Source organism: Microcoleus sp. B13-B6 (genome assembly GCF_036705405.1).
In the GTDB taxonomy this organism is placed as follows: Bacteria; Cyanobacteriota; Cyanobacteriia; order Cyanobacteriales; family Microcoleaceae; genus Microcoleus.
Window position 1 is genome coordinate 31,135 of record NZ_JAUBUJ010000051.1, and the last position, 19,113, is coordinate 50,247.

16 protein-coding genes, 1 tRNA gene and 1 pseudogene are annotated in these 19,113 nt (G+C 45.9%); 5 read left to right on the plus strand and 13 right to left on the minus strand.

All coding sequences use genetic code 11. From position 1 onward, the window contains the following. Nucleotides 1-360: 360 nt before the first annotated feature. From hetZ to QUB35_RS21795, 3 genes are all read left to right on the plus strand, one after another. A complete protein-coding gene (hetZ, locus tag QUB35_RS21785) occupies nucleotides 361-1,542 on the plus strand; it encodes a heterocyst differentiation protein HetZ (protein WP_333143822.1) in 1,182 nt (393 codons plus the stop codon). Further along, nucleotides 1,535-2,605 (plus strand): hypothetical protein, encoded by a 1,071-nt coding sequence (locus QUB35_RS21790; protein ID WP_333143823.1) that lies wholly within the window; start codon nucleotides 1,535-1,537, stop codon nucleotides 2,603-2,605. Before hetZ ends, QUB35_RS21790 begins: the two co-directional genes overlap by 8 nt. Nucleotides 2,606-2,947: 342 nt before the next feature. Beyond that, the gene (locus QUB35_RS21795; RefSeq protein WP_333143824.1) at nucleotides 2,948-5,311 is read left to right on the plus strand and encodes a transglutaminaseTgpA domain-containing protein; all 2,364 of its coding nucleotides are present in this window, start codon (nucleotides 2,948-2,950) and stop codon (nucleotides 5,309-5,311) included. Between the two features lie 281 nt (nucleotides 5,312-5,592). Here QUB35_RS21795 and QUB35_RS21800 read toward each other — a convergent pair whose 3' ends face one another. From QUB35_RS21800 to QUB35_RS21815, 4 genes are all read right to left on the minus strand, one after another. Further along, nucleotides 5,593-5,955 (minus strand): DUF5615 family PIN-like protein, encoded by a 363-nt coding sequence (locus QUB35_RS21800; RefSeq protein ID WP_333053246.1) that lies wholly within the window; start codon nucleotides 5,953-5,955, stop codon nucleotides 5,593-5,595. 3 nt (nucleotides 5,956-5,958) lie between these two features. Then, entirely contained in the window at nucleotides 5,959-6,321 is a 363-nt protein-coding gene (locus tag QUB35_RS21805; protein WP_445252043.1) for a DUF433 domain-containing protein, read from the minus strand. A gap of 224 nt (nucleotides 6,322-6,545) precedes the next feature. Further along, nucleotides 6,546-6,627, minus strand: a tRNA-Leu gene (locus tag QUB35_RS21810). Between the two features lie 308 nt (nucleotides 6,628-6,935). Beyond that, the gene (locus QUB35_RS21815; RefSeq protein WP_333143825.1) at nucleotides 6,936-7,646 is read right to left on the minus strand and encodes a peptidoglycan-binding protein; all 711 of its coding nucleotides are present in this window, start codon (nucleotides 7,644-7,646) and stop codon (nucleotides 6,936-6,938) included. Nucleotides 7,647-8,272: 626 nt separating this feature from the next. Between QUB35_RS21815 and QUB35_RS21820 the strand changes: the two genes are divergently transcribed. Further along, on the plus strand, nucleotides 8,273-8,443 hold the full coding sequence (locus QUB35_RS21820; RefSeq protein ID WP_333143826.1) for a hypothetical protein: 171 nt from the start codon (nucleotides 8,273-8,275) through the stop codon (nucleotides 8,441-8,443). Between the two features lie 17 nt (nucleotides 8,444-8,460). On the opposite strand, the gene QUB35_RS21825 is transcribed toward QUB35_RS21820, so the two are convergent. Together QUB35_RS21825 and QUB35_RS39215 are read right to left on the minus strand one after the other, a co-directional pair. After that, entirely contained in the window at nucleotides 8,461-9,162 is a 702-nt protein-coding gene (locus tag QUB35_RS21825; protein WP_445252124.1) for a glycosyltransferase, read from the minus strand. Further along, a complete protein-coding gene (locus QUB35_RS39215; protein ID WP_445252041.1) occupies nucleotides 9,140-9,325 on the minus strand; it encodes a hypothetical protein in 186 nt (61 codons plus the stop codon). Before QUB35_RS39215 ends, QUB35_RS21825 begins: the two co-directional genes overlap by 23 nt. A gap of 540 nt (nucleotides 9,326-9,865) precedes the next feature. Here QUB35_RS39215 and QUB35_RS21830 point away from each other — a divergent pair. After that, nucleotides 9,866-11,060 (plus strand): annotated as a pseudogene (locus QUB35_RS21830) (RNA-guided endonuclease InsQ/TnpB family protein). Nucleotides 11,061-11,109: 49 nt separating this feature from the next. On the opposite strand, the gene QUB35_RS21835 reads toward QUB35_RS21830, so the two are convergent. From QUB35_RS21835 to QUB35_RS21860, 7 genes are all read right to left on the minus strand, one after another. Further along, nucleotides 11,110-12,633, minus strand: a complete 1,524-nt coding sequence (locus tag QUB35_RS21835) for a carboxypeptidase M32 (protein ID WP_333143827.1) — start codon at nucleotides 12,631-12,633, stop codon at nucleotides 11,110-11,112. 79 nt (nucleotides 12,634-12,712) lie between these two features. Continuing rightward, nucleotides 12,713-13,915, minus strand: coding sequence for a tetratricopeptide repeat protein (locus QUB35_RS21840; protein WP_333143828.1), 1,203 nt, complete (start codon nucleotides 13,913-13,915; stop codon nucleotides 12,713-12,715). Nucleotides 13,916-14,337: 422 nt separating this feature from the next. Further along, nucleotides 14,338-15,102, minus strand: coding sequence for a Uma2 family endonuclease (locus tag QUB35_RS21845; protein ID WP_333143829.1), 765 nt, complete (start codon nucleotides 15,100-15,102; stop codon nucleotides 14,338-14,340). Between the two features lie 207 nt (nucleotides 15,103-15,309). Then, nucleotides 15,310-15,456 (minus strand): TPR end-of-group domain-containing protein, encoded by a 147-nt coding sequence (locus tag QUB35_RS39220; RefSeq protein WP_445252125.1) that lies wholly within the window; start codon nucleotides 15,454-15,456, stop codon nucleotides 15,310-15,312. Continuing rightward, nucleotides 15,402-17,117, minus strand: coding sequence for a tetratricopeptide repeat protein (locus tag QUB35_RS21850; RefSeq protein WP_333143830.1), 1,716 nt, complete (start codon nucleotides 17,115-17,117; stop codon nucleotides 15,402-15,404). The genes QUB35_RS39220 and QUB35_RS21850 overlap by 55 nt, the downstream gene beginning before the upstream one ends. Beyond that, nucleotides 17,114-18,460 carry an ATP-binding protein gene (locus tag QUB35_RS21855; RefSeq protein ID WP_333143831.1) on the minus strand — a complete coding sequence of 449 codons (1,347 nt, stop codon included), beginning with the start codon at nucleotides 18,458-18,460 and terminating at the stop codon, nucleotides 17,114-17,116. Before QUB35_RS21855 ends, QUB35_RS21850 begins: the two co-directional genes overlap by 4 nt. 104 nt (nucleotides 18,461-18,564) lie before the next feature. Beyond that, the gene (locus QUB35_RS21860; RefSeq protein ID WP_333143832.1) at nucleotides 18,565-19,083 is read right to left on the minus strand and encodes a Ycf51 family protein; all 519 of its coding nucleotides are present in this window, start codon (nucleotides 19,081-19,083) and stop codon (nucleotides 18,565-18,567) included. Between the last annotated feature and the right edge of the window lie 30 nt (nucleotides 19,084-19,113).

Genomic DNA, 19,113 nt, shown 5'->3' on the forward strand with positions numbered 1-19,113 from the left:
AGACCGAATGAGAGAACCTGTTTGCTCGCTTCACCTTCAGGAAGACTTGCGCTGCTGTGACAACCACAGCACGCTTGCCGAAGGTATCAACGACAGTGTAGCGTTTTGGGCCCCCATGAAGGCTTTGTCAAACCCGACACTCTGATGAACCATCGTTATGGCAACTGTTTAAACCTGTTTCTTAACGGATGGCGCCTCCAGGACAGATTAAAAAAAGCAGTCCTCTGTGTTTGCGCGAAGGAGGAGATAGAGGACGTTGCAGTTTGTCCTATCTGGGGAATACGCGGTAAAGTAGCAGTAGGAAAGATTTATCCATACTTTTACTAACTGTGGTACTTTCATTGTTAGCTGTAAACCATCATGCGGGAAATCTGCCAGAGCGTGGAAACCATATTTCAACTGCTGTTAGACGAACTTAAAAAGTCCACTCGCGCGTCTGAGCAGAACTGCCAAGATGTAGCAGGGCGACTCGCAGCAGAAGTCAACAGGATATGCACTGAAAGCCAGCGGATTCAAGCCTCTGGAGATATAGAAGGTTCAGCCCAGAGCCTCGCTCAGCACCGCTTGCAACAATGCCTCCACTATTACAATTTAGGCTCTGGGCCCGGTAGAGTAGAATTACACAGTACCCTCAGCGCGATCGTCTATCGCTACATAACCCCTCCGCAGGTGCAGTCTAGCTATCAGGCGCGAGTAGAACTGATCAAAGATTTTTTGCAAGGATTTTATCTGGAAGCTTTAAAGGCATTCCGGCGCGAAACCCAACTGCCACCCACCTACAGTCCCCGCACTCGCTTAGAACTAGCAGAGTACATGGCCTTTGTAGAGCGCTTTGGCAAGCGGCGCATTCCTTTACCTCGGAACCGCAGCCAGCAACTAATTATTTTACGGGCCCAAACCTTTTCCCAGCAGCAGCCCAAAGAAACCTCCGTAGATATGGAACAAGCCGCCGACGGAGGCGCTTCAGATTCCGACCAAACTTGGAACGACACCTCGGTGCACTCGGTGCGGGAAGCGATGGCCGGACAGGGTTCGGCGGCAATTCGTCCCCAAGGCGACGAGTCAGAATCTCTGCGGCAAAAGGTGATTGACGAATTAGTCGCCTACTTGAAAGAGCGCAACCAACAAGAATGTGCCGATTACTTCGTGCTGCGCTTGCAAGACTTGCCGACTAATGAAATAGAGTCGCTTCTGGGCATAACTCCCCGCCAAAGAGACTATTTGCAGCAGCGCTTCAAGTACCATTTGCTCAGGTTCGCCATGTCGCACCGCTGGGAACTCGTTCACCAGTGGCTGGAAGCAGACCTCGATCAAAATCTGGGTTTGCTACCTTCTCAGTGGCAGGCTTTTGGCGAGCAAATTGGTCCAGAGGGACAGCGTTTGCTAAAGTTGAAACAACAGGGTCTGTCAGAGTCAGCGATCGCCCAAACCCTGGGTAGCACGGTAGCCCAGGTACAGAAGCGGTGGTTTAAATTGCTGGAACTTGCGTGGGAATTGCGAAATCGTTCAGATTCCGGAGAAGGGGCATCTAGTGATGAATAACGAAACGAACAGGGATGCAGAGGCTTTCGATCGCCATTTTTTAGACTGGATATTGCAGGCGCCGATCGCGAATGCCTCTAGCGAAGATGAGGAAAACCTCAATCCATCCCCTCGCTCACAAGAGTGGGGCGATACAGAAGAGAATTCCGGGGTGGAATACTGGGAATGGGACGAACCAGACCCGCTGGACTATCAAGTGGGGGCGCACAGCAATGCACCCGCACAACCGCTGACAATTGGAGAAATACCGACCGTGCAAGACCGTTTTCAGACCTTGTTAAAACAAAGGCTTAGAGCCGAAATTGAATCTAACCCGCCGCTGTTCCCCTGGGAAACAGAATTCAAAAGCTACGACCACGATTACCCAGACGAGGTAGCCCCGCAATGGGTTCCCCCCCTACACATCTGGACTCCCCAACTACAAAATATCAGGTGGGGCCGCCTGCCAATTCCGATCGCCCAAGGGGTTTTTGCTCAACTGCTAGAACCTTGTCAGGAACTGGTAATGTCGTCGCTGCGGCAAGGATCGAAGTTAGTTCGCGCTGTAGATGGCTTATTTCCGGGCCATTCTCACGAACTCAACGAATTAGCTGGTTTAGTGCTCCGAGGTGCTTTACGGGGACTTCTAGATTTAGAAGATTTCCCGAATTACGAAGTGGCGAGTACCGATCAACAAATGGTGCTGTCGCTGTTGGCCGCCAAGGAAATCATTGAGTCTCTAACTCTCGATTGTCATGTGAATCAGCCGCCGATTTCGCGCGAGTGGCTTACTGCTTTGGGTTCGCTGACTCTGGAGGCTCAATACCTGTCGAACCCCAACAGAGAACAGCCAATGCCGTGTTTAAGAGTTGAGTGCCAATTTCCGGGGGCAGGAAGTTTGGAACTCAAGGGAGGAGATGCCGAAGCAACTGCACATCGTCCGAATTCGGGGCATTTAAGTGTGGAGTTGTTTGACCCACAACCGAACAAGACTTATGCTCTAGAAGTTCGATTCCAAAACTTCGAGACCCGACCTTTGATGTTTGCTATTCGTCCAATTTTGGCAGGACAAGATAGCAACTAGAAAGGCCTAATTAGAGTAAATAAGGTAGGTGTTTACTCTCTGGTTTGACCTCACACAAAAACAGATGCAATCCCTCGACTTCTGTCGTGGAAAGCCAAAAAAATTAGATATTAGTTCAAGCCCCCAGATTCATCTGTGGATTCAATCTAAAATCTAATGACAGAGAAATAAGATTTAGATATTAGTTAAAATCCAGATTTATCTGTGGATTCAATCTAAAATCTAAAATCTAAAATCGTTTGACAGGGAAATAAGATTTAGATATTAGTTAAAACCCAGATTTATCTGTGGATTCAATCTAAAATCTAAAATCTAAAATCTAAAATAGTTGGATGGGTGCACATGACAACTGATAACCTGCGAAATATACCTGTGTTGGGTAAGCTGTGGGAGCAGATTGAGGCCATGCCTCCGCCGGTGATTGAGGATTCTTTACTGCTGCGAATCCTAGTTCAGTTGTTGGTAATTGTGGGAATTGTAGCTACTGACGTTGCTGCCGAAGAAGCCCTGAACCTGTGGGCTGTGCCTGTTAGTATTGTGGGAGCAACTTGGAGTTGGTACCGCCGCCGCGATCGCAATGTAGCTGCTAAGTTCTGCATAGCTATTGGAATGCTGGTGGCGCTGTTCGCTTTTTTTAGCCGCTTGGTGGGAGAATTGAATGATACGCGGTTAGTTTTGGCGCAACTGTTAATCCAACTTCAAGTGCTGCACAGTTTCGATTTGCCTCGCCGCAAGGATTTAGGCTATTCGATGGTAATCGGGCTAATTTTGTTAGGGGTAGCAGCGACTCTCAGCCAAACCTTGACTTTTGGGCCGCTGTTGTTGGTGTTTTTGGCTTTAGCGCTTCCAACTTTGGTTTTGGATTATCGATCGCGCTTGGGATTTTTGAAGCCAGAAGCCATTGGCGAAAAAGCACAAGGTAAAGGGAAAAATGAAAGCCTGTCGCTATTTGCTGCTACTTTATCCCCAAAGTATTTTGGTTGGCTGCTGCTGATAACTGTCGGGTTGGGGCTGACTATTTTTGCGTTTTTGCCGCGCCTCCCTGGCTATCAGTTGCGGACTTTTCCGGTGAGTGCTCCTATTGAATATCAGGGGGAGTTTGACTCGCGCAGCATTCTGAATCCAGGGTATGTTAGAGGGGGAAATGAAAAAGGGACTGGCGGAGGAAGGGGGAGAAACCCAGAAAAAGGGCCAGGAGAGGTAGACACTACTTTTTATTACGGTTTCAACCAGCGCATTAATCAAAATTTGCGGGGGGAGATGAAACCCCAAGTGGTGATGCGGGTGCGATCGCAGGCGGCGGGTTTTTGGCGAGTATTAGGCTTTGACAAATACACCGGTCAGGGTTGGGAAATTTCTCGCAACGAACAAGCTCAAAAGCTTACTCGGCCTAGGTGGTCTTATCAATTTTATCTGAATCCGTTTCCCAATGCGCCTCGGAATCAAGAGGTGATTCAAAGTTATACTATTGTTGCTCCAATGCCGAATTTGATTCCGGCTTTAAACAAGCCGAAGGAGCTTTATTTTCCGAGCCCAGAGGTGGCGATTGATGCGGAGGGGGGTTTGCGAGCGCCTGCGGAATTGGGAGAGGGTGTGACTTATACGGTGATTTCTAATGTGCCTTTTCGCGATCGCTCTTTGTTGGGGAAAACTGGTACTAATTATCCGAAAAATATTCGCAATTTCTATTTGGATGTGCCGCCGCAAATTGCCCAGAAGGTGCGAGAAAAAACTGAAGAGATATTGGCTGCAAGAACTAGAGTAGCTCAGTCGGACAGACCGATCGACTCTCCCTACGAAAAAGCTTTGTATTTGGCTCAATATTTAAAGCAAAATCCGAATTACAAAATAGAAAAAGCTTTGCCTTACTTAGAAGAAGGTGAAGATTTAGTCGAGGGTTTTCTGTTTGGCTACAAAAACACTCAGGGTGGCAAAAAAGTTACAGGTGGATATCCAGACCACTTTTCGACGGTACTGACAATTATGCTGAGGTCGATCGGGATTCCGGCCCGAATGGTGGGGGGTTTCGATACGGGGGAATTTAACCCGTTTACGGGTTTGTATATTGTGAAAAATACCGACGCTTTCTTGATGACGGAGGTATATTTTCCCAATCACGGCTGGTTTGCTTTTAATCCGATTCCCGGTTATCCGCTGATTCCGGCTTCGGTGGAAGACAACCAGACTTTTAGTGCGCTGGAATCGTTTTGGAAGTGGATCGCGGGTTGGCTACCGACTCCTCTCAGAAGCGGGCTCGATTCAGTTATAGGTTTTCTAATTGGCTGGATAACTTTGATTGTGGGCTGGTTTCTGGGACAGTTTGCTAAGGGCTGGGTGGGGTTATTTACTGGTTTGATTGCTGCGATCGGCTTTGGCTTTATTGGCTGGTTAATTTGGCAAGTGTGGCGCAAGTGGCGCCACCGCCGCTGGCTGGCGAAGTTGCCGCCGGTGGAGGGGGTTTATCAGGAAATGCTGAAGGATTTGGCGAGTAGGGGTTTTGCCAAGCAGAAAGCTCAAACGCCTTTGGAGTATGCTGAGGCTATGCGCGGGAATCATGCAACTGATGAAGCTGAGGTGATTGATGAAGTTTCGGAAGCTTACGTGCGCTGGAAGTATGGCGGGGAAGCGGGTAATTTGAGTCAGTTGCGGGGGTTGGTGGAAAATTTGAGACGATCGCACTTGAAGAAACTGAAAAAGTTAAGATAAAAATCGGCGACGGAAATTGCTTCTACACAAATAGGAGTTACGGAGAAAAACCCAAGAAACCGGGTTTTTCCGGTTTCTACGGCTGCATGGCGTCTTCTGGGCAAAAACCCGGTTTCTGGTCACCCGCGCATAATCTGATGGCGATCGCAAAATTTTCACTCTTAATACAGCCTCACCCTTTCAATCATCCGTTTGATGAGCAACAATGAGGCGATCGATTTCTTGGTGGTGGCGATCGTAATAACGCCAAGCATTCTCTAGATCGCGATCGGAGTGTGGATTTATGTTAAGGGGAGATGAATGATTCGGTCTTGGTATTCGTTATCAAACGAACCATCAACAATCAAAATCAATTCCTCAATATTTTGCCCAATACTTAAATCTTGATTCAAAACGAAAATCCCTGGAATATGACAACCTTTAGCCAGATGATCTACCAAATGCACGGGCATTGACTTGCGATTATTTGTCACCAAAATAAAGCTATGCTCCTCACACCACACCAAAATCTCCGGATCGAGGGTGCTTTTTGGGGGTGTACCAATTTCACCCACGGCCCAAACTACTAAATCGGGGCGTTTCCGGCGAAGCTGTGTAGCATAAATGGGCGTAACATTCTCATCCATCAAATATTTAAGTGCCATTCTTCAAGCACCCTGGATCGCGGTTTGCCTTTCCCGTTCCGCTTTCAATTTTCGCAATCTTTCTGCTGCAGGATGGGGATTTGCTGCTTGCATTTTTCGCGGCTGATGCGACCACTCCAACCAATCTTGCAAATATCTACTTACTGATTCTTGATTTTTTAAATAATACAAAATAGTCGTATAAACTTCTGCTAAACTGAGAGAAGGATAGAGTTGGTGAATTTCTTCTGCGGTGCGTTCCCGATAAATATACTCATACAGTACCGTCTCAATCCCGATGCGATGTCCTTTAATACGAATATCATCCGGTGCTAAGAAATCAAAATACTCATTAAGTCCCATATCTAAACTTCCTGTTTTAGCCATCTACTATTCTACTCGTTATCAGGAATCCCTTGATTCGCCCGATCGGCATCATCAGAAGTTAAAACATCACAGTCAAGGGTATGCAAATGCTCGAACATTGCGATGATCGCACAGAGTGTTTTGATCGACCGCCTTACTCGCAAGAGTCAGCGAAACATGAGCAAAAAACGGGATTCTTGGTTCAATTAACCTCCAACCCTTGATTTATAAAGTATTAGATAGTATGCGGATAAAAGGACTTGAACCTTCACTCCTCTCGGAACCAGAACCTAAATCTGGCGCGTCTGCCAATTCCGCCATATCCGCATTTTGACATTCAACTACTATAGCACACAACAGAGCGATCGGTCAAGCGATTTTAGATTTTAGATTTTAGATTTTAGATTGAAGGAAGCGACCCACTGATAAATCCGCAGGCTGATGACCACATAGCCCAATCGATTTTAGATTTTAGATTTTAGATTTTAGATTGAAGACAGCGCCCCACTGATAAATCCGCAGGCTGATGACCAAATTGCTCGATCGCTCAAAATCGAGAAACCCGGTCATTTTGGGACACCGGGTTCAATCATGAGTTATCGCCACAGCAATTTTCCGTATTTTTCACTCGTCGCTTACTTTTGGCCCAGCGCCTTCCAGGTTGTGTCGTCCACCATTCCGTTAGCCATCAAGCCCTTATACTGCTGAAAGTTCTTGACAGCCGTAGCAGTGCGAGCGCCAAAAATGCCGTCGATCGGGCCCGGATCGTAACCCTGCATTTCCAAACGCACCTGTAGCGTTTTCACCTTGGAACCGACAGCCCCTTTATTCAGAAGAGTTGGAGGATTACCCGGAACAGCAGCATTGCTCAGAATTGGAGCATTGCTCTGCACAGTTTCAGGAGCCGACGCTGGATCTGCTGCTAAAGCTGTCCAAGTTTCTTTATCCACAATGCCATCTGCGTTCAAACCCTTAGACTGCTGAAAAGCACGAACCGCCGATGTAGTGCGAGAGCCATAGGTACCGTCGATCGTCCCCACCTTGAAACTGTGCACCTGCAAGCGCTGCTGTATGGCTGCAACTTCTGGCCCGTCAGCACCCGCCGAGATAGTTTTTTCCTTTTTCACTGGCGCCTGGTCGCCCGCGTAAAAAGGCTTGTTAAACATATCTGCTTTGGACTTTCCCTCGGGCGATGCTGACGCACCCGGATCGGCGGGAGCCGTAAAGTCTCGGCGGTACTCTTCCTGCACCAAGGGTTCGGAGTCGAAAGCAGCAGTTGCCTTTCGGGTTAAGCCGGGAGCGAGCAGAGCGATCAAGCTGAAAATCGTAACAGTAGTCACACGCATAAATTTCATCCTGTTGGTAAGGTTTGACAAGGTTTCCCTGTTTTCATGTTTCTAAATCTAATTGTATTACCCGGACAGCTTTCTGAGACATATAGCAGAAGCAAGAAGGAAGAATGACTTTCGACTTCGCGATCGGGTAACAAGAAGTCCGAGGGAAGGGGTAATAGACCGCATTGGTTTAGGCCATTAAGAAAGTTCTAAGCGTCTGGCGCGGTTGCTATATCTGCCCCGGTCTCTAGAATTTCGGCAATCGGGACACCAGCACTCAGAATTTGCGAGTTGGAAGTTACCTGTTAGAAGTAGGGGCCGGTTCGCACTATTCCTAATAAACCCGGTTGATTCCGAGATGTTTCGTTACCAAAGCCCATATTTTCGTAGAAACCGGGTTTCTTAGCCTCAGTCCTCTTGTACAAAACCTGCCGTCATTCACAAATATTTACGGGCAGGTTTGGTACAAAGTTGATCCATCAGAGGCGAAGTTTTTTCCTTGAATCCCCCCGTAAGATCAATTTCGGTTGTATCTGAGATGTTGCACCATTCTCAATTACTTGTTTAGGAACAGGCAAGATGCCTGTTCCACAAGAAAATTCATCTCTTGTGGAATGGGCCGTTTAGGAACAGGCAAGATGCCTGTTCCACAAGAAAATTCACTCTTTGTGGAACAGGCATCTTGCCTGTTCTTGACAATGGTGCAACATCTCAGTTGTATCGGAATTATTAAACCCCTCTTGACGCAGAGGATACAGAGAAAGGGAAGAGAGAGAGGAATAATTCCGATACCAACGGATTTGATATAAAAAGCCAAACTCGCGACTTATCGGTTAGCGTGTTCTGCCAATAAAGCCTTGGCTCTTGGCTTGTAAATCAGATAAAACAGCGATTCTATGTAACGGAGCATATCTTCGCGGTTTTCCTTGGACGAGTAGTTCCAGAAACCGTAAGTCCGCGCCAGTGTCAGCAGCTTGGTAGTGTGAATGTTCCAGGTATACGTGCTGTAAACTCGGTCAATCCCTCGCGTTGAAATTTCATACCAATAGTTGGGATTGTGTTCGCATTTCGATAAAAAATCGAGAATTCTTTGGGCAGTCTCCTGGTGGTTAGTCGGATTGATATAAAACCCATTTACCCCATCTTGAATGATTTCCAGCGGGCCGCCAAACTGCGTCCCGAAAGTGGGAATCCCGGTAATCATTGCTTCGAGAATTGTCAAGCCGAAAGCTTCAAATAAGGCTGGTTGAACAAATATACCTTGGGCGTCAGCGATTACCCGGTAGATTTCGCCGGACAGGCTTTTGGAAAGCCTCACTCCCAGCCAGCGAATTTTACCCTGAAGGTTGTATTGGTCGATAATTGCGTAGAGCTTTTTAATTTCTTCTGCTTCTTCGTAGTCTTCGGTTTCTTCGACCCGCAGTTTGCCAGCTACTAGAATTAAGTTGCATTTTTCTTGCAATTCCTGGCTTTTTCCGAACAATTCTGCTAAGCCTGTCATGTTTTTAATGCGATCGAGCCGGGCCATTGAAAATAAAGGGCGCTTGTGCGGATCGTCGAGTTTTCCAAAGACTTGTTCCGGGTCTTCGAGAGTAAACAGCAGTTCGCCCTGGCCGATCGCGATCGCCTTGCACCCGGTCTTCTATCCGCGTGTAGGGAAAGTACACACTTTCGTTAACTCCCGGCGGCACTACGTTGAATTTAGGGAAGATTGATAAAACTGTTCGGGCTTTTCCTATTTGGTGCAGTAGGCAACAAAAGTGTTAACTATATCGTTTCGCAGTAAATATTTGTTTCCCAAAGCGCGTAAATCGCTGGCAAACTGACGCAAGTCGGCTTTTTATTCGCTGGCGATAACAGCCTGAAAGAGTTCTGATAAGCTGTTGTGCATTTAAATTGTATATTTCGAGTCCCGATCAAAAATCGTCAAATCCTCTCCCCCGCTCCCCATCGGACGCTCTCCCTCTCTAAACCATAGGCAATCTAGATGCAACACAGCTTATAGGTAGCCCCTTAATTTTATATCTTCTTTGATATTCGCTCTAAGGGTGGGCGATACAAGTTAGTATCGCCTGTTTTTTTAAAGGTAATTTAAAAGCCTGCAATTTTACCAAAAAATTGGGTCTAAAGCCCCGTCCTTATAGGACGGCTTTAATTCATCAAACTATGAATAATTGTGGAGTATACGAATTTGTAATTAAAAGTTTTTGTAAAAGTGCTATCATATTCCTATGATAGTTTTAGAGTTTAAATTAAAAGGCAAAGCGGAGCAGTATCGGGTCATCGACGAGATGATCAGAACGGCTCAATTTGTCCTAAACAAGACTCTAAAATACTGGACAGAAAATCAAGGAGTTAAGCTGGTAGACTTATACAAACAATGCGCCATCATGGCAAAAGAGTTTGAATGGGCAGGCAAGCTTAACTCAATGGCACGTCAGGCTTCGGCGGAACGTGCCATTTTTGCTGTCCAACGTTTCTTTGCTAATTGCCAAGCCAAGAAACCAGGAAAAAAGGGATATCCACAGTTCAAAAAATATACTCGATCGGTCGAATACAAGACCTCGGGTTGGGAACTTTCTCCCGACAAAAGATACTTGACATTTAAAGACGGTTTTGCCGCTGGAAAGTTCAAGTTAATCGGTAGCCGGGACTTGCATTTCTATGCGCCCGCTGAGATTAAGCGAGTCAGGGTTGTACGTCGTGCCGATGGATACTACGCCCAATTCTGTATCAATAGGGAGCGAAAAGAGGAGGCTGTTTCTAATGGCAAAGCTATTGGAATAGACGTTGGACTAAACCACTTTTATACTGATAGCGATGGCGAAACAGTTGCCAACCCTCGATATCTCCGAAAGAGTGAAAAAGCTTTGAAAAGATTGCAGAAACGTGTTTCTAGAAAGCAGAAAGGTTCGGGCAATCGGAAAAAAGCAATCAATAAGTTGGGAAGAAAACACCTGAAAGTCACGAGGCAGCGTAAAGACTTCGCCATAAAGACGACGCCCGGCGCGGTAAAATCTAACGATTTTGTAGCCTACGAAGAGCTTGAGGTCAAAAATATGGTTAAAAACCATAAGCTTGCTAAATCAATTAGCGATGCAGCATGGTCACAAACTTGATCATTATTTGGAGTATTTTGGAAAAGTGTACGGCAAAACAATATGTGCTGTAGCCCCTCAATACACATCGCAAGAGTGTTCAAATTGCAGCAGTCTAGTCAAGAAAACCCTGTCAACTCGAACCCATATTTGTGATTGCGGTACGGTACTAGATCGCGATCATAATGCCGCGCTGAATATTTTGGCAAAGGGCTTGAAACAGGTAGGAATCAATTTAAATACGGTGGGGCACACCGAAATCCACGCTTGCGGACAGACTGATCTCTACTCTTTGATGGCAGCATCAATGAGCAAATCGACTGGCTGATTCAAGAATCCCTGTGCCTTAAGGCCAGGGAGTGTCAAATTGCTATCCCTCAAATGACATAAAACTCCCCGTATTTGTGGCGAATGTAACGGATAAAGGGATCGATAGTTAAAGGTGAACCTGTAACGCGATCGATCAATTCGACAGCAGTGTATTTGCGGCCGTGCTGGTAGATGTTTTGTTTGAGCCAGTTGTGGAGTACGCTAAAATTGCCCCGTTCTATTTCTACGGGAATTTCAGGATTGATTTTTACTGCTGTTTCGTAGAATTGGGCGCTCATCAAGTTGCCGAGGGTGTAACCTTGGAACATTCCGCCGATCATACCAACATACCACTGAACATCTTGCATCGCGCCTTCGCTGTCGGTAGCGGGGACAACGCCGAGGTCGGTTCTATAGCGTTCGTTCCAGGCTTCGGGGAGGTCTCGCACTGCTAGTTTTCCCTCTACCATTGCCAATTCTAGGTCAAAGCGGATGGCGACGTGGAGGTTGTAGGTTACTTCGTCGGCGTCGGTTCGGATGAGCGATCGCGAGACTTTGTTAATTGCCCGGTAAAATGCGTCAGTGGATACGTGTCCCAACTGTCGCAAAAATACGCCTTGGAGTTGCGGGTAGAAACATTCCCAAAAACCGCGGCTGCGCCCGACCAAATTTTCCCAAAGTCGCGATTGACTTTCGTGCACGCCGGAGGAAATGCCACCAGCCAGAAGCGTGCCCTCAAATTCCGGGGAATTTCCTAGTTCATAGAGGGCGTGTCCGGCTTCGTGGATGCTGCTGAAGAGTGCTTGATCCAAGTGGTCTTCATAGACGCGGGTGGTAATTCGCACGTCGTCTATGGAGAAGTTGGTCATGAACGGGTGCAGGGTGGTGTCTTGCCGTCCCCGTTGGAAGTCGAACCCCATGCGTTCTACAACTTTGCGAGTGAATTCTAGTTGTTGGAATTCGGGGAAGTCTTGGTGCAAGCAGGAGTCGTCGGCGGGAGGTTGCGAGGTGATGGCTTCGACTATCGGCACTAATTCTTGACGCAGTTGGGCGAAAAGCGGGCGCAGCAGGGATACTTTCATGCCGTAGTCGCTACGATCGATCAACGGATCGGCGATGTGTTCGTAGCCGGGGAAAAAGTCGGCGTATTGCCTGCTTAATTCTAGGGTTTTTTCTAGATACGGCTCGACGGCTGCGAAGTTGTTGGCTGCCCTGGCCGCGGCCCAAGCTTCGTAGCAGTCGGCTTGGTGGCGGCAGAGTGCGGACATGAAGGTTGCGGGGACTCTGGCGGCGCGATCGTAGTCTCTGCGGGCTACGCGGATCAGGCTGGCTGCGGTGGAGTCGTAGGGGAGGGTTTGTTCGTAGAAACGCAAGTCTTCTAGGAGTTCACCTATTTTTGGATCTGTAAATTTTTCGTGGGATATTTGTTTGAGAGTAGCCAACTGGCGGCCTCTGGCAGTTGCACCTTTGGCGGGCATATAAGTTGATTGATCCCAATGCAGCAACGACGAGGCTGATTCGATGTCCGTAACTTCTCTGAGGTGGGCTGCCAGTTGAGCGAATTTTGCTTGAGTTTTATCTAGGGTTTGCATGATTGGGGTTTATGGTGCTGTTTTGCCTACAAAGGTTGCAGTGCGGCATCCGTATCCATCAATCATAGCTACCCTGAAATCAAGCTAAAAACCGCACTTCTTCCCGTATTGTACGCAATTTAGAGTCATTTTTGCATAATTTCCGGTATTTATGCGGATTGAGTTCGATCGCCCTGGACAAGTTTTCGATCGCCAGCCGGATGCTGGTAGCTACAAGTTCGGGGCTGTTTGTGAGCTCGCCTGCTTCTTTTTCCAGGGCGTAAAGGCAAGCTTTTTGATAGTACAGGTTGGGCTCGTCGGGTTTGAGTGCGATCATTTTATCGTAGGAGGCGATCGCTTCGCTAAATCGTTGAATTTTTTTGAAGGCGACGGCGCGGTTGTACCAGGCTTCGGTGTTGTCTGGCTGCAACTCTACGGTTTTGTCCCAAGAAGCTATTGCTTCTTCAAAGCGTTGTAAGTTGGCGAAGGCTAAGCCGCGGTTGTAAAAGGTTTCGCTGTCGTTTGGCTTGAGTGCGAGGGCTTTGTCCCAGGATGCGATCGCTGATTCAAATTGTCCCATTTGTGCGATCGCCCTGCCGCGTTTGTTCCAGGCTTCGGCGGAATTCGGCCGCAGTTGCAGGGTTTTGTCGTAGGAGGCGACGGCTTCCGGGTAGAGTTTTTCATCGGCTAGGGCTAAGCCGCGGTTGTACCAGGCTTGATGCAAGTCTGGTTTGAGTTCGATCGCTTTGTCGAAGGAGGCGATCGCGGCTGTATTTTGGTCGGATTTTCTCAGGGCAAATGCTTTGTTGTACCAAGCTTCGCAGTAGTCTGGTTTGATGGCTATAGCTTTCTCGTAGGAGGAGATCGCTTCTGATAATTTTTCTAAGCTGACGAGGGTGTTGCCGCGGTTCGTCCAAGCTTCGGGGTAGCTGGGATTGAGTTGGATCGCCTTTTCGTAGGATGCGATCGCTTCTGAGAGTCTGTTGAGCTTCCGCAAAACGTTGGCCCGATTATACCACGCTTCGGGATTGTTTGGTTTGATTTGTAGGGATTTGTTGTAGGCTGCGATCGCTTCTTCTAGCTGGCCCAATTTTTTGAGGGCTACGCCTTGGTTGTACCACGCTTCATAAAATTTTGGTTCAAGTTCGATCGCTTCTTCCCAAGATTCGATCGCAGCTTGGAATCGTCCCATTGCTTCTAGGGCGTTGCCGCGTTCGTACAAGGTTTGAGCCTTTTGGGTATTGACTGCTATGGATTTTTCCCCTGAGTCGATCGGCTTTTCTATGCTGGCTAATTTTTGCAAGGGGTTTCACCTCATTATTTTCTGTCTAATTGATTCTTTTCTTTTTTATATGCGATCTTTTTCGCCTTTGAGTGCTTTTGATCGATCCTATTTGGTTATTTATGGCAATTTTACAGGAATTTTGGGACTTTTTCAATTTTTTTTATTATACTTCTAGAGCTGGGATTGGTAGGTATAGATTAATACTATTTTTTTGAGCTGACCGAAACCATCCAGGATGCAAGCCCCCGAATTTATCCGTGGGGTCAATGCTTCAATTCTAAAATCTAAAATCTAAAATCTAAAATCGCGCAATCGATTGACTGGGTAGAAAAGAGGAAAGGGCGATCGGGCTGACAGGATTACGTTAAAAGCACAAATAAGCGCGATCGCCACAAACCACATTTTTCAAACAAACCGGCCTTCTGAGCATTTATTCGGGGTTAAATGCTATCTGGATCGATGTTCAATTCGCGCAGTTTAGCTGCTAAACGTTGAGCAATTTGATTTGCTTCTTCGGCCCTTTGATCTGCTTGTTCTGCTCTTTGATTGGCTTGTTCAGCTCTTTGATTGGCTTGTTCAGCTCTTTGATTGGCTTGTTCGGCTCTTTGAGACTCTTGTTGTAGGCGCTGACGATCTAATAATCTCTCTTCTTCTAATTCCGCATAGGAAAGAAACTTTTCTCCATTAGGTCGATAAATTTCTAACCCATCTTCTCCCAACTCAAATCGCACACCTAATCTCGGACTAATCCATCCCTCCATCGGCTCAATAACTTCTAAATTTCCCTCAATTCTTTGCCAACCTTCCAGTTCATTTATTTGTGGATCGTAAAGGTAATACTCCTCAACCCCATGACGCTGGTAAAATGAAAGTTTTTTATTCATTTTAGTATTGCTGTCGTTGTGGGAGCGAATCTCAAAAACGACTTGAGGGCCAATATTATCCTCTCGATGTTGTATGTAGGAAGGGCGATCGCCCTTTGGCCTTCCAAATATCACCATCGTATCAGGTGCTTGAGAAATTTCAGGTTTCCCCTCAACGGGATACCACAGTAAATCGGCAGCTACAAAAACGTTTGGGTCATCTTTAAACAGCGATTCGCAACCTTCTTTGATTTTGACAATTAATTCATATTGAATTGTGCTTTCTGCCATTGGTTGACCGTCGCTGGAAGGATAAATGATTTCTTGGGTTGTGACTTGCATAGTCGTTGTCTCCGAGAAGTATCTAGGTTTAATTGTACTATTTATTCAGATAAGTCGGCGGTTTAAACCGCGTCTATACAAACCAAGTCCGCCTGCGCGGACTAAGAAATAATAAGAGTGTTTTTGATGCTGTAGGGGCGGGTTTTACCAACAATAATTGCCTAAAACCGACAATCTCATAAACCCGCCCCGCCCAAGGGCAAATCCCTATTCTTGAATCAAGGCTTGAAACCGAGTATGCGATCGAAAGCTGTCAAAAACTGAGTCAGTTTTTGCCAGTTTTCGGTATGTGTCAGGATTCAGATTGATGGCTTGCTGCAAATTTTGAATCGCTCGATCGATCTGACTGTGCAACGCATGAAAGCAAGCCAGATGATAAATCTGAGATGTTTGATATTGTACCAGGCTTTATCTTTATCAGGTTTGAATTCTAAGGCTTTGTCGAAGGAGGCGATGGTTTCTTCTAGCCTGCCCAAATTACCCAGTGCATAGCCCCGATTGTACCAGGCGTCCTGTTTATCAGGTTTGAATTCTAAGGCTTTGTCGTAGGAGGCGATCGCTTCTTCTAGCCTGCCTAACTTACCCATTGTAATCCCCCGATTGTACCAGACTGCGTGGTCATCTGGTTTAAATTCTAAGGCTTTGTCGTAGGAGGATATCGCTTCTTCTAGCCTGCCTAAATCATCCAGTGCATTACCCCGATTATTCCAGACTTCGTGTTTATCAGGTTTAAATTCTAAGGCTTTGTCGTAGGAGGCGATCGCTTCTTCCCATCTGCCTAAATTATCCAGTGCAATGCCCCGATTGTACCAGGCTGCGTGGTCATCTGGTTGAATTTCTAAGGCTTTGTCATAGGAGGCGATCGCTTCTTCCCATCTGCCTAAATTATCCAGTGCAATGCCCCGATTGTACCAGGCTTCGTGGTCATCTGGTTGAATTTCTAAGGCTTTGTCATAGGAGGCGATCTCTTCTTCTAATCTTCCTAAGTTACCCAGTGCAATGCCCCGATTGTACCAGGCTTCGTGTTTATCAGGTTTGATTTCTAAGGCTTTGTCATAGGAGGCGATCGCTTCTTCTAGCCTGCCTAAATTAACCAGTGTAGAGCCACGATGGTACCAGGTTTCGTGTGAATTTGGTTTGAATTCTAAGACTTTGTCGTAGAAGGCGATCGCTTCTTCTAGTCTGCCTAAATCATCCAGTCCAGATCCCCGATTGTACCAGGCGTCGTGTTTATCAGGTTTGAATTCTAAGGCTTTGTCGTAAAAGGCAATCGCCTTTGCGTAATCTTCAGCAGAGAGATACAATAAAGCCTGTTCACCAAACAATTCAGCTTTTTGTTCAGGTGTTTGCCCATCCTCATCAATTAAACCTTGAAGCCTGACCAATTCGCGTTTCCGTGCTTCAGGAGTCAAAGCTAGATATTCTTCTAGCTTCCGTCTCTCCGAACAAGCTTGCATTGATTCGGCTTGCAAGCTTTCTTTATCCATCGACAACTTAAATAAGCTCGATCGCCAATCAAAGAAATCCGGTGCTCGTTCAATCAAATAATTAACTGCAAAACGAGGTAAGATAAACACAAAACAAATATTAAAATTATCTCTAAATCTTTCCCGCTGCTGGTTGAGATTGATCAAAACAGGTGGCACACCCCGCCAACTATAGGAATAAATTTCCTCACTTTTCCATCCCAGTTCTCTTTTTTCTTGTTCATACTCATAAAGTGAATATTCTAAGCCTGTCACAAACAAAATATTAATTTCATCTCGCTTTGGCAAATCTTCAATTATCTTATAAAAATTATAAACAGACTTATCCAGCGGTAACACCTGAATCTTTTTCTGGGATAAATCTTCTCGAACTTGCGTAATCAATCGTTCCCCCTCCGCCGGCACACACTCAACAAACAACAACCGGAAACCATTCGTCCGTTTGAGAGTGCGTAGCAGAGACTCATATTCTTCCTCTGCTGTTGCTGGCGGTAAATCGGCATCCCAATCAATTATTTCTGGAGTCATGGCTCAATTTCTGGAAGTTGTGCAAGACTATCTTGAAATTGCTTAATTCCTTTAATCAGCGGGTGAACGTCATGCCAATACTGGATTTCACCTGCTTCATCAAAGTAACGGTATTCCAAAATACAGCGGTTAAACAATAACTTGCGGCATTCATCCTCATTTTTGATTTCTTTTGAGCGTGAAACCTCAGCTAAAATTTTCCATTCTCCATCGTTTACATTTCTGCGAAAAGGATCTCGTGCTTTTGTAATAGCTCTTTGCACGGCTTTTGGAGAAATCGGCAATTCTTCAGTACGCTGAATAGCTTCTTCCATTAACTGTAACATATTTCGGACATGACCGCCACTCATCAAGCAAATTTGATTGAGTATTTCTAGGTTTTCAAACAGTCCAGTTTCCAGAGACAAGTTAGGAGAAAAAGGGCTGACTCGTTTACAAATCAACTCTTTCATTTTATTCAATCCTGGTTCGTAGATATTGCCATCACGAGTTCGCACCATAATCATCGGCAAAATTTCAGTGTTATCGTAATTGGAGGCTAACTCATTGGCACGATCGGAATACATCATGGAAATTGGCAAAGTATAGATAACGTGACAATCTAATCCTTTAAGTTGTTCGCAGCGGTTGATAAAAATGTCATCATGATTGTTGCTGCCTTCAGAGCCATTCAATATCACGATTCTGTCTAAATTATCCACAATAACTGCTAGTTGAGTATAGCCTTGAGGCAGATTTTGTTTAGCGCCAGCAATGTATTCATTTAGCGCAGTAATTAAAGTTGTTGTGTGAGGGTTTATTTTGCGGCGAATTTCTTGGCGCAAACTTGGTACAGCTTTAATATTTGCCGTGAGTTTGGTAAACAAAGTAATTTGAGATTCTAGACTGATAGAATCAAGGTTTACTTCCATTTGGGCCAAATCTTTTAATTCATTTCCTCGACTTTTTACCCAATTTAATAAAGCTTGAGATTTAGAGTTTGAGCTAAGTTTTTTCAATAAATGTTTGGTACAAGCGAGGAGAATATCGGTATATTCAGTATCTTCTGGATCGATATCTTCTTCTTCGGCGGCGAAATAGACTACAAAACAGCCTTTTGTTTGTAAATATTGTTGAAGTCGCAGCAATTCTGTTGATTTTCCCGCACCGCGATGTCCAGTATATAACTGACAAGTCATCCGTTCCGATCGCCGCTGAATCTTTATGCCCAAATCTTCTATAATATTCCCATCTCCTCGCGCTTCCTGACAGTCAACATACTGCGGATCATTTGCGGGCAAAGGATAGAATGGGTCAAAGGCATTGTAGAGGTTCGTTATTAATTTTTCGGATTCTTGAGTCATAATTTTATATTGTTTATAGTAGATTTGTCGTTGGTGGGGGCGGGTTTTTGAGATTGTCGGTTTGAGGCAATTTTTGTTTGTAAAACCCGCCCCTACAGGATTTATCAGGCTTGATATTTTTTCAGAATAGCAACTTTTTCGGGGAAAATTTCGATCGCCATTTTCTCATCATAACGAGTCGCGAGCGATCGCCTCACTTCGCCCAAAAACAGCGGCTGCGACAGCCCCGGTTCAGGATGTACCACTGTACGAACCCGGATTGTCATGTAGTCTCTACCGCGCCCAGAGCGCCCTGGAGAGTACAAATCCGCAGCCGCTTGCTGCATCGTTGCTTCTAATTCTGATTCCGTGATCGTAGGTGGCACAGTAACTACTGTTTGAGCGCCGCCAGTATCGTAAACTAAAGAATAGCGCACCGCACCCGGAATTTCTGTACGGGAAAACAGTCCCAAACCGAGACCGAATATACTCGCAGCAATCACGCCCATAAAGCTTGTCACTCCTACCAATCGGAAGCGAAAACCCCATTTGAAGATAAATGCTATAACTGTTAAAATAGCCAAAGCTACTGTCAGAATTCCCGCCCATTGGGCGTACATTAAGAGATTAGAATTTACGCTCATTTGATGATTTGTTGACTGTTGACTGTTGAC